Raw genomic sequence first — 11,138 nt, 5'->3', positions numbered from 1 at the left:
ACAATTATTGGGACGCTTCCCATTCTTCGTGTTGTGGGCAATGCTGCGACTAAACACGTGTCGCCTTTCGTTGCCTTGGCGACTAGTTTGTTTGATAGAGCGTACGCTTCGATGCCAGACACTAGGATTGTTGGGATAACGTTACCCGTCACCGAGGACGGACGATTGATTTTCCATTTGTGAAACCGCGCAAGCCGTCCTTTGGTGCACGGGATGGTTGTCGCGACATTTGGCTATGCCGCCATTGGGACCGAAGCAACCAAATCAGCCAAGATTTCAGCATTGCCGAAAGTTAATGGGCCCCAGGCGCTCTGCACTGTGTCATAGTCGCCCGTCGCGATGTTTACGTAGTGTACACCCTGCACGATCGTTGCGTGAAAGCCAGTTCTATCGGCATGCATTTCCGCAAGGCGATCTCTCCAGTCGTTGTTTGTGCCCAACACGACCAAATAGAGGCCAACCTCGGCGAACATCCATCGTGCGGCTAGTTCGCGAGACACCGCGCGACGGCGATCGGTCAGAAAATCGCCACCGCTGCAGCCATTGTCCCATGTCGTCACCGCGAGAGCATACCTCGGCGACTTTCGCTTTTTGCGAGTGAGCAGCAGTTGTAGCTCCTGCGGGAGGTCAAGCTTTTCGTGCGGGTATACCGCAGGATGCAGTAGCGACCTAAGGTCAGCAAGATAGCGGTGGTTGATCATGCAAGCGAGTTTCTTTCGTGAATGCGATAACGTCAGCCGTCGCCGAGTACGGCGAGTTGACTTTCCATTTGCAAACGCGCGATGCCGTATTCCGGTGCACGGCATTGTTACCCGCGATTTAGTGTGATCTCAATTTTTTGAAACTCGTCGGGATCATCAGGATTGGTTCGCCAGCAAATCATGCCCGGTCTTTCGAGAATATGACAGAGCCCACCGACCCCGCGTACCGATGATTCAGGGGGCTCGTCATACGACTCGTCGCCAATCTCGTAAAGGAGCGTGATTTCCGCAAATTGCTTCCAGCCGTTTGATCGCTGAACGTCGATCAGGGATCGCATCATCGCTTTTGCCATCGGGCAGTCGGTTGGCGGCTTGAGCCATTCGTGGACATTTGCGAATTGCGGATCGGATAAACGCGAACGAAGCGGTTTTGATCTCGGCGGGCGGACGGTCGCGAGCAATTCATCCCACAGCTCAGCATCCGACATCTCGGACGTTGGGGTTGTGTTGCCCGTGTGCTCGGTGCCGAACAGTTTTCGGATCAGTTGCAGCATGGCCAATCGAGTAGGTCGTAAAAGTAGGTCACGTTTCTCAGTCGGGGAACAAAGTAATTCTCACCGGTTGGGAGCGGTGATAAGTTGAGACCGGGGTGTTAACGCCGGTTAACCGGCGATAACAGGTCGGTTGCGATCGCCAAGCATGCCAATTAGAGGGGGTGGGCGTCGCGGTGTCCAGCTTTTTCGGGGAACCCGTGGTCCGGCGTGGTGGACAACCGGTGAGAGGTGGGTGTTTGCGAGGCGTTGGGTCTCCCAAAATTTGCTCCTTCTGGACCTCGGTCCTGTGCATAGAACGGTCGATCTGGAGTGGTGATTGGGCGTCGCGATGATGGGGTCATGGCAACAATCTAGGAACGTATCGGCGATCTCGAGTCCCTCAGAGACGCCCTCACTCTTGAGATGGCGACGGGGACGTTTGCGAAGCGAACCCGTCAGCGTTTCAAGGAGCTCGAGAACTACGAGCCGGCGAAGGCGATCGGCACATCTTGGCTATGCTTCCGGCATCCGTTTCCTCTCGTGACGAACAGTCCAGGGGGGCACGCCGACTTGACGGGCGGGCGATCGCTCGCATGCCGAGGTTGCCTTGGGTGAGGAGGTCACGAATCTGGTTGATCTTCTCGTCGGAGATCTTGCGACGTTTGGGGCCGGTGGCCAAGTTCTTGCCCTCGGTGACGGCGTTGCGATTCTCGGCGGCGTGGAATTGCTTGTACGCTCGCGAGGCGGTGGCCCCGGTGGTTCCGAGTCTCTCGGCGATCGCTTCGAACGTGCATCCTTCGTTTCTTAATCGAACGACTTCGGGACCGATCTTCGCCGCTTTGCTGCCCACAAGTTTTCGCCGGACGCTAAAAATCGGCCGATGGGATGAAGCGAGTATCGTTCTTTGCCCCCCACTCGATGGCCTTCTTTGTCGTCGACGGGTCGATCTCCAGGGCCACGGCGATGCGGTTGATCGGCGATCCCGCTGCGTGCATTTTGACAGCTACTGCCGCGATTCGTTGATGATTTGGGAATCGACGATCGTGACTGGCAGCTCTTGTCCAACGACAACCTTGAAGGAGCGCCCTAACACCTTAGGTTTTCCGTTTCATCTTGCGTTCTTCGCTCTTTCATTGGCCGCTTAACGAACCCGAATTGACAGTCCTGTTCCGACGAAGTAGTCGTCCGCTTCGTTGTTAAGGCCCGTGCCGCCGCGGATGTCCCACTGCATGTCGTTGTTGATCAAGTAAGTGAATCCGCCATTGAAGTAGTGTTCTGGTGAGGCGGTGTCAGCACCGGAAGGATAGAAACCGAAATACTCCGTGTATGCGCCCAGGCGATCAGCCAATGAATAGGCAATCGTCCATGACTGAGCCCATTCGGTGTAGCCGTTGTTGGTCGTTTCATCGAGTGAGCGGTTGAACTGAGTGCTGCCGCCGGTCGCGAGGAAGTCGTTGATGTCCCAACCGTAAAGCCAGTTGAGTCCAGCTAAGACTTCACCAGCGGTTCGTTCGTTGCCTCCCGTTGGAACAGTCATCTGCGGAATGATCGCCATCTCGGGAAGCTGGCCCTCCTGGGGCGTCAGCCCGATCTTGAAACCAACGTACAGGTCATCTGCTCCGGTTGCGTTCAAACTGTTAACGTCATCATCGCCGTAATTCCAGGCGACACGAAGCTCGAGCCAGTTTGCGAGCACGCCATAGCGAAGCAGCGTCTCGGGATACGAGTGTCCGATCGTACGATCGGTTCCATCATTGTCGTAGGTGTACGTGTAGCCCGTCTCGAGCTGTAAGACTCCCAGGCCGACGACGCTACTCGCTTCGGTGAAGTCAGGACGGTCCGTAACCAAGGGTTCGTCGGGCTGGGCGAGTGTTCCGCTGAGAGGACCGTCGCTCCATTGGAACAGTGAACCAACCGTTCCACGAGCGTTACACCCACACTGCGAAGCCATCGTCTGTCTCATTCCATCGCAACCATCGTCACAGGATTGAGCCGATGTCACGCGTGCAGTACACGCAAAAGCAATGCCGATCAAAGCGGTGAGAACGGAACGAAGTGTGATTTGCATGCGAATACCTGATAATGAAAGCGGCCCAGCTACCAGAATCGTCAATGGAGGAACGCTCTCGCAATGCAATTGATTAAACCATCCTGGATCATCGAATAATCATGACGTAATCCTGTTAACCGTTACTGCTTGCCGCGCAAAGTTGTAGTGGCGTGAAGAAGCCACACGATGCGATTTTCCATGTAAGCAACGGAATGAAAAGGAATTTTCAACACGGAGTGCAACATCACTTCGCTTGAAACGGTCGTGTTTACGAGCCTATCCGACCAAGTTTCTTCACCACATCGCACCGGCGGTGAGGGGCCAGAACGATACGGGTGAGTAACGGTGCCAAAGACGCCTGGATCGAGCCCATTTTGTCTGTCCGTAACTGACGCCCCGTTCGGTCCAGCGACTGCAGATAGCAAGCCAGTGTCACCAGCAAAAATCCTTTCCTGGTAGCGCGTCGGCCAGAGGACTCCCAACGAGGCCCGGGGGGGCTCGTTTCTCGTCAATCTCGATCAGAAGCCCGGATTTTCTCACTGAGCTTGGTGCTGATTCGAGGAGCAGGTCAAGACCTTCCTCTCTATTGGGAAGCATGTCTCAAGTTACCTTGCTCACCCGTCACGCATAGCCTTTGGGCATTTTTGAACTGATATGTGAGTCGCTACGCTCGCCGGAGTGTGGGCCTTCCTTAAATTACTTTCGGGCAAAGGTGGCAGCGACAAAGGTAAGAAATTCGCTAGACCGACTCGATCACGAATGAATCTTGCACCACGCCGTTGATGTCGATGAACGATCCGATGATCTGTGTCTCGGTGGCCGTAAACATGCTGACGCCAAAATTATCCTTGTAGCGTGCGATACTGCCGGTTTCGATGTCATCGAAGCTGCGGATCGACTTTCCGCCCAATCCGCTGACAATGTACGTGATTCCACCACGTTCCAATCGCTCGTAAATGTGGTCATGTCCAGTCAACACGAGATCAGCACCCCAGAGCGCATAGTCAAGCTGCAGAGCCGGTTCGCTGCCGTGATCATCACCCGATGAGAAGGGTGGGTTATGCATCACGACAATTTGCCAAGGCGACGTCGAAGCTAGCAATTGGCTCTGTAGCCAGGCGGTTTGAGCCGTCGCCGATGATGGATCATTGAGGAAGGATTCTGCATCGATCACGAAAAAGTGTGCTGGTCCCCACAAGAAATCGTAATGCAGTTCACTGCCGGTGCTGCTAGCAGTCGGAACCCCGTCACCTGGTAGCGAGAAGTAGTTTATGAATTCGTTGATGCCGCCCGCGTCATCGAAATCGTGGTTGCCGGGTGCCGCAAAGAAACGATTGATCTGACTGGTGCCGCCGGTCGGAGCATCTTCATTTGGTTGGGCGCCATTGAGGTAATACGGATAGAAAGCTCCGTGGACCCCGGCGTACGTTTCGCCGGCGTAGCGAGAGTCGCCCAATCCTAAGATAATGTCGGCTGAAAGCCCGTGCACGAGCGAACTGATCAATGGTGTCTGTGCATTGGCAATGCCGTAATCACCAAAGGCCGCGAACGTTACTTCGTTTGCATCAGGCAATGCCCGCGTATCGGGATTGACGATCACAGTTTGTATCCAATAGTCGTCCGCGCTGACGGTCGGAGATTGATCAACATTGGATCCCTCCGCGATCGAGTCGCCATCGATATATCCGTTTGTATCGACATTTCTCAGCGTCAGACCAGCTGCACCATTATCGACGATCAACCACAAGTCGTCCGTTTCAATCGTTGTTCCTGAAACGTCGATGTTGCCGCCGTCGGCTGTCCCGTCGGCGTCCAAGTATTGACCGGTGGCAACGTTTTGCAACGTACTTCCCGCACCAGTGTCCTCAACGCGCCACATGCTACGTGCATCGGCAGTCGTCGACAAACTAACATTGCCGCCGACTTCTTCGAGTCGCATGTATTGTCCAGGGAACAATACACTTTCTAGCAGCCAAATTTCGCCGTCACCGATTCCAGGGACAGTTTGCGCGTATTGAAAGTAACCGTTTGTGCTCAGCGTATCCCCGCGTCCAAACCCAGGCTGAATGCCATCGGCCGCTGTCCACGTCCCAGTCGAATAGACGGCTGGACCTTCCGTTTCGAATCGGGCGCCGTCAATTTCAATCCAATCAACCGTCAAGTTTGCGTCGATGCCATTGGCGGGGTCATACGTATCGTTCGTAAACGCAATGCGAACCTGATCTGCCGTCACCGAATCGGCGGCCGTATAACGAAATGTTTGGAATCCGGTAGTCGCCGAGAATAAGGCGACGATTTGGCCGTCAATTTGCACGTTGAATTGCTCGGTCCCTTCGGCCCCCACCGCGCTGACGTCGATGACCGACCCGTCGTTTCCGTTTTCAGTCGGCTCGGCGTATTGAAAATATCCGTTGGTGTGCAACGTGTCTCCGCGTCCGAACCCGGGCTGAATGCCATCAGCCGCTGTCCAGGTCCCAGTCGAAAAAACATCCAAACCTTCCGTTTCGTATCGAGTTCCATCGATTTCGATCCAATCAACGGTCAAATTCGCATCAATGCCGTTTGCTGGGTCCCAGGTATCGTTGGTGTACTCGATACGGATTTGGTCGGCCGTTACCGAATCGGCGGTTGTGTAGCTAAAAGTTTGAAATGCATTCGTGGCGGAGAAATCGGCAACGACTTGTCCATCAATTTGCAATTGAAACTGCTCCGTCCCTTCGGAGCCAAGTACGCGGAGGTCAATCACCGACTCTTCGTTTCCATTGCCACCGGATTCTGCATATTGAAAGTATCCGTTGGCATTCAGGTATTCGCTTTGACGAAATCCTGGTTGGAGTCCATCGGCAGGCAACCAGGTCCCCGTCGAAAAGACACTCGGATCTTCGGTCTCGTAAGTCGTGCCGTCGATGGTGATGTTGTCAACTCGCAGATTGCGATCGATTCCGTTGGCCGGATCCCATGAGTCATTGGTGAATGCGATCCGCACTTGATCAGGCGTAATGCCATCGATGTTGTGTGTGAACTCTACAAACACGCCGGCGTCCGCGTCGCCACCAACATCGTCGTACGTGGCCACCGTCACGCCATCGATCTGCAGCAACATCTGTTCGACGTTCTCGGCGCCTGCTGCACGGATGCTGATCGGAAACAGACCTTGGTATTGGTCACGCTGGCGTGGATTGATCACGACTTTCGATTCAATTGTGCCAACGACACGTTCTAAATCCCAGTCGCCGTTCCTGTCTGTGTTGCCTGTGGCGTCAACCGATGCGGCGACATCCGCACCCGTGAGCCGTGACAGATATTCCACAAAACTTCGTCCCACGTCACCTTCACCGGTGCGACAACCGTAAACCAGTATGTCAGCATCTACGGTCAGCGATTCACCCCACTGACGAATCTGTTGCTGCTGCCGAATCAGTGTTTGCTGGCTGACCACTTCGTTACCGATGGCCAGCTTGCCAGCTTCGCCATGCGCGATGACGTGCAGGCTCGCAACATTAGAGCGTTTGCCCAGTACCTCACTGATCTGTTCGAGACCCGATCGATTCGCGTCCAGCAGGATCAGTTGATAATGGCCGTCGATCCCGTCAATCAACTCCGACAAATTCTCAATATTGGCGTCGATGAAAACTAAGTTCACAGCATCGGAATGATGCGTTTCAGATTCAGATGCCGCCGGGACGTCGTCAGCAACGGCTGCAGCTATTGGCGCAGCGCCCGCATCGGCAGCAAGCAGCAACCGAGGTTCTAGAGAACTGAGTGACCATCGAACACGATTCTGTTTGCCACGATAACGGCGACGCAGTCTTAACATCTGGCACTTTCATCGTTAAATGAGGGGAAGAAAGCAGTATAGGCAAAATTCGAGAGCAATGCCTCAATATTTTGCCCATCGCATTTTGTCGTCATTAATAACGCGTCTGTTTTGCTTCCTGTCAAAAATAAAAGGTGACACGAGTCTTTGTTGTGTATCGGAACTTGTTCCTTGGGTCGTCTGCGTGGGCGGAGGGTGGACTCGAGGTTGAGGCGACAGGCGATCGATTCTATTAAATTTAACTGTCCAGGAGGCTGTCCAGCGGAACGGTGCCAGCCGTCCGGTGTTGCGGTGGAAAAGAGCGTGACGCCCTAGAAGGTGCTGGCACCTTTCTTTCTTCAGTTGTTTCGTTGCTCCTCATGCCATCGGGTGATCGACCGCGCAACGCGTTTGAGTTAGCCGATGCCAGCCAACTGACTGTTGGGCGACAGATTGACACAGATTCGAGCTTGGCCAATTACGATCCGAGTGGATCAGTCCGCCAACAAACTTCAGCCGGTGCTCGAAATGCGCCTCGCGTCCTCGCCGGTCGCGAACGGGCAGCGAGAAATCGATTTCACGGAACCGAGCGGTAGCATCGAGATCGTAAGCCAAGCCATCACCCGGTTTAAGCTGAACCGCAGTGCGATCATCAAATATTCCGTTTGCAAACGTGTAGCACTTTGATCCAGGATCTAGGTTGAACGTAACGTCGAAGAACGGAGTGTCGTTGTCCGGTACCCATACCCTATTACTGCCCGTATTGGCGATAGTGAGTTCGTAGTGTTTTGCCTTCTTGCTATGGGTGTGACGCGTGTCTAAGTCGACGACGTTAAATGCAGTCAGCTGCTGCTGACATGGACGGCCAGGGGAAAAGGCAACGCCGGCTAATGCGGTCAACAGCAGAAGCAAAGCGATTCCATAGCGTTTCAAGCTGATTGAGTCGGGTAACGGCGACGATGTGTGGGTGGCGGGAGGTTTGACTATCCATTTGACAAACCTTGTAAGCCCGCTTCCGTTGAAACGCATGGTTCACTGCAACGCTTTCGATGTGGCGTGGAGTTCACCACCATCACACGGGGCCCGTCGCCCAAGTTGCAAACCAACAATTCGCATGCTCGCTAATCGCCGACGAATGAACCGTCCTGGGCCATGATGAACGAGTCCGTCGCATCGGGAATGTAAATCGGCAAAACCCACAACAATCGGCGCTGCGGTTCGGTCGAAATGTCTCCGCAAACGCGAACGTCACCACCGCGTTTGTCATCCCAGAAAACGTTGAACTCCATTTGGTACTCGGTGCCGTCGTCAAACACGCCTTCGGTGTGCCGAAGGCAGTCGTGCGTTTTACGTGAGCGGTCGATCTCTGCAACCAGTGTGTCGTATGACCAACTACGGAACTCGGCGAGGTGTTCGGCAAGCAGTGAGCGTTTGGCGTCAGGGGGCATTTCAGATCGGCGAGGCTCCGGAATTACCGGCTCGGGAGAGTAAATGTTTCATCTGAAAACGACGGCAAGCTCGATTCCGATGTATGCCATGATTCCCATTCGGTCTGGATGGGTTAGGGAACGACCTGTACTGCCAGGGCTGGTCCTTTTGAGGGCGGGATCTCTAGATCCTCGAGGTCAATTTGGTCTGAGTGCAGGTTGACTATCGCATGAAACTTGGTGTCGTCCGTTGTGTAAACGAGCCGCCAATCGCATTCGTGGTCGATATTGCGGAATGAAACAGAGACGATAGCAGCAGGGCATTCTGTCAGCTTCAAGAGCATTTCGTTGATTGCCGTCGTGTCGCCAGTGAAATTTAGGGTTGTCTTCCGCATGTTAGTGACTCCATCAATAAACCTGCTGTTCTTGACATCGAGCGCGTCCCGAACTTTTTTGCGGGCGTGTTCAGGGTACTCGCTTGAGAATACAACCTGAGAAGGAGAGCTGAGCTGAACCACGATGGCGAAGGCGGGAGTCATCGTTAGGCACAGCATGCACGAGATTACAGCGGCGACAAGGGTTGGTCTTTGTGGATGCATTTGTTCACACTCGGGTTTCGTGTAACTATCGCTTGCAACAAAATCGAGAGAGGAAGTAATTTCGAGGAGGTGGTCGATCTCAGTCGGAAAACGGGCCAGCGTAACCGAGCGGCGATGACTGACTGTCCATTCTTAATCCGCGTGGCTTCGCCGTTCCGGTTGCCTGCTTGGTGTTGCGGTGTTGCGGTGTTGCGGTTCACGTTTTCGTCGAGTTTCGCAATCGTGCGTGCAATTCTATCACGCAGTTTCGGATCATCCTCGTTCCGATAACGGCGTACAAGAACGTCAAGTGCGGTAGGAGTTTCCAAGTCTACCAAGGCTTTCATTGCACGGTCTCTATTCTGACCGATTGGATTGGACAATAGATCGATGAGTCTGGCTTCGGTCGCAATAGTGTCGTCTATCTGCCGTAGCGTTATCGCGGCAAAGGTTGCAATCGGAGACAAGTCATCGTTCATTTGCGCGGCCAGCGATTGTATGCCTCCTTGAGCTTCCTTCCCAAATTGCCCCAACGCAAACGCAGCATGCCAACGCACATTAGCATGTTCGTCATTGAGCAGTGGGATTAAGGCTGGAACGACGATGTCAGGTTGACGTTTGATTTTTCCCAGTGTTGCCAATGCCCGCGTGCGAATTCCTGAGTCTCGGTCGTTCAATAGGTCAAGAAGCACATACGGCGTTGTGATTTGTTTGCAATTTCGCTCTCACCCTCGTACGGCTGAAGGACGCCTGTGTTTATCGGGCGGAGGTGAACGACATTGACTTTAGGAACGCTGCCGCCCGCCGCCCCGGTGGAGCACATTGTTCTGTCGGAATTGTAGTGTAACGCGACGTGGAGGAGTGACGCCCGACATCCTTATCGAAGCGCGTCGACGGGTACGGAAATCGCAGGTGTTAGGGAAGTCGGTGTGTGATTTTGTGCTGAAAAGGGTAATCGAAACGTCCGCCATCGGTGCGGTGTCACTTCACGTCTTTTGCCTGCCGTTTCCCGTTCGATTCTTCAAGCATGCTTTGTTTCGCTTCGTCTCGCGAAATCCCGTTGGCTATTGCATTGCTGTCGATGGATTCAGACGGAACACCAACGCCGTTCCCTAGGTTAGTGAATTTCGGGCCGCTGCATCCGAAGGTAAAGGCGACCGCGATCAATAGAGCCAAGCGAATAACCATAAGAACCTTCATAAAATACTTGTCAGGCAGAGCGTTTGCCGTCACCCGGAACGGCGAAACGAGGTTCCATTTGCAAAACCGAGATGCCGTGCTCCGGTACACGGAGTGGTGCGTCCGTTCTTTATGGTGATGGTCACCAGATTCCTCCACCGGTGGGCGGTTGATTGTACTCGTATCCATACTTGCTGAAAGTTTCAACCACCTTGTCTAGCCAATCCACGTCAACCCCTTGATCGAGCGCACACGAATCGTATTCGTTCAATGCGGTTGGGTCGACGCCTGCGTTCAGCGAAAACTCCAGGACACGGATCAGATCCTTGCCGTATTTGAACCAGGTTTGTTTCATTGTCGAGTCGACGATGTTGCGTTGAGCGTTCGTCAACCGAAATATATCGGCGCCCGCGTCAATCAAGGCTTTAAAAATGCGGTAATTGATGACAGCGGTATGGATTGGCGGTCCAACATCTCGTTTGGAGTTGTCTCCATTTAGTTCTGCACCAGCGTCAATCAGGATCAGTGCAGCCTTTTCGTTTAATTGAATCGCGATATGCAGAAGCGTTTGGCCAGAATCATCGTAAGTGTTGGGCAAGATACCATCCTCAAGCAATTCCAGCGTCAGAGACGTGTTTGCTTTCTGCTTGGCGTAGTGCCGGACGATCTTATCGTTCCGTTTCCATTTCATGGTGTGACTTCAATGTGGAATTACGCATCAGCTTCTTCGGCGAACGGGACGCGTCACGGGGCGGCGATAAGGAATGTTCAATCGTCGAAAACGTGACTTCGCCGATCCATGCAACGGAATGGTTATCCGCCGGTCCGGAAGGGCGTGTGGCGTTCAGCTACAGCAGTGTAACCGTCCACCAGC

At 53.8% G+C, this 11,138-nt stretch carries 11 protein-coding genes; all 11 read right to left on the bottom strand.

Going from position 1 to position 11,138, the window contains the following annotated elements; translation table 11 throughout:
- Positions 1-233: 233 nt before the first annotated feature.
- On the bottom strand, positions 234-701 hold the full coding sequence (locus NB063_RS28080) for a hypothetical protein (protein WP_250932387.1): 468 nt from the start codon (positions 699-701) through the stop codon (positions 234-236).
- Positions 702-808: 107 nt separating this feature from the next.
- A complete protein-coding gene (locus tag NB063_RS28075) occupies positions 809-1,255 on the bottom strand; it encodes a hypothetical protein (protein ID WP_250932386.1) in 447 nt (148 codons plus the stop codon).
- A gap of 442 nt (positions 1,256-1,697) precedes the next feature.
- A complete protein-coding gene (locus NB063_RS28070; RefSeq protein ID WP_250932385.1) occupies positions 1,698-2,084 on the bottom strand; it encodes a hypothetical protein in 387 nt (128 codons plus the stop codon).
- Between the two features lie 291 nt (positions 2,085-2,375).
- On the bottom strand, positions 2,376-3,302 hold the full coding sequence (locus NB063_RS28065) for a transporter (RefSeq protein ID WP_250932384.1): 927 nt from the start codon (positions 3,300-3,302) through the stop codon (positions 2,376-2,378).
- Positions 3,303-4,023: 721 nt separating this feature from the next.
- Positions 4,024-7,101, bottom strand: a complete 3,078-nt coding sequence (locus NB063_RS28060) for a carbohydrate-binding domain-containing protein (protein ID WP_250932383.1) — start codon at positions 7,099-7,101, stop codon at positions 4,024-4,026.
- Between the two features lie 357 nt (positions 7,102-7,458).
- Positions 7,459-8,013, bottom strand: coding sequence for a hypothetical protein (locus NB063_RS28055; RefSeq protein ID WP_250932382.1), 555 nt, complete (start codon positions 8,011-8,013; stop codon positions 7,459-7,461).
- Between the two features lie 188 nt (positions 8,014-8,201).
- Positions 8,202-8,528, bottom strand: coding sequence for a hypothetical protein (locus NB063_RS28050; protein WP_250932381.1), 327 nt, complete (start codon positions 8,526-8,528; stop codon positions 8,202-8,204).
- Positions 8,529-8,641: 113 nt separating this feature from the next.
- Positions 8,642-9,046 carry a hypothetical protein gene (locus tag NB063_RS28045; RefSeq protein ID WP_250932380.1) on the bottom strand — a complete coding sequence of 135 codons (405 nt, stop codon included), beginning with the start codon at positions 9,044-9,046 and terminating at the stop codon, positions 8,642-8,644.
- Positions 9,047-9,069: 23 nt separating this feature from the next.
- Entirely contained in the window at positions 9,070-9,777 is a 708-nt protein-coding gene (locus tag NB063_RS28040; RefSeq protein ID WP_322975322.1) for a HEAT repeat domain-containing protein, read from the bottom strand.
- 289 nt (positions 9,778-10,066) lie between these two features.
- On the bottom strand, positions 10,067-10,273 hold the full coding sequence (locus NB063_RS28035) for a hypothetical protein (protein ID WP_250932378.1): 207 nt from the start codon (positions 10,271-10,273) through the stop codon (positions 10,067-10,069).
- Between the two features lie 133 nt (positions 10,274-10,406).
- Positions 10,407-10,955, bottom strand: coding sequence for an ankyrin repeat domain-containing protein (locus NB063_RS28030; RefSeq protein ID WP_250932377.1), 549 nt, complete (start codon positions 10,953-10,955; stop codon positions 10,407-10,409).
- Positions 10,956-11,138 lie beyond the last annotated feature (183 nt).

This window comes from Aporhodopirellula aestuarii (assembly GCF_023701485.1).
GTDB classification, from domain to species: Bacteria; Planctomycetota; Planctomycetia; order Pirellulales; family Pirellulaceae; genus Rhodopirellula; species Rhodopirellula aestuarii.
Note: the sequence above shows the minus strand (reverse complement) of the source record. Positions and strands in the feature narration are given on the sequence as shown.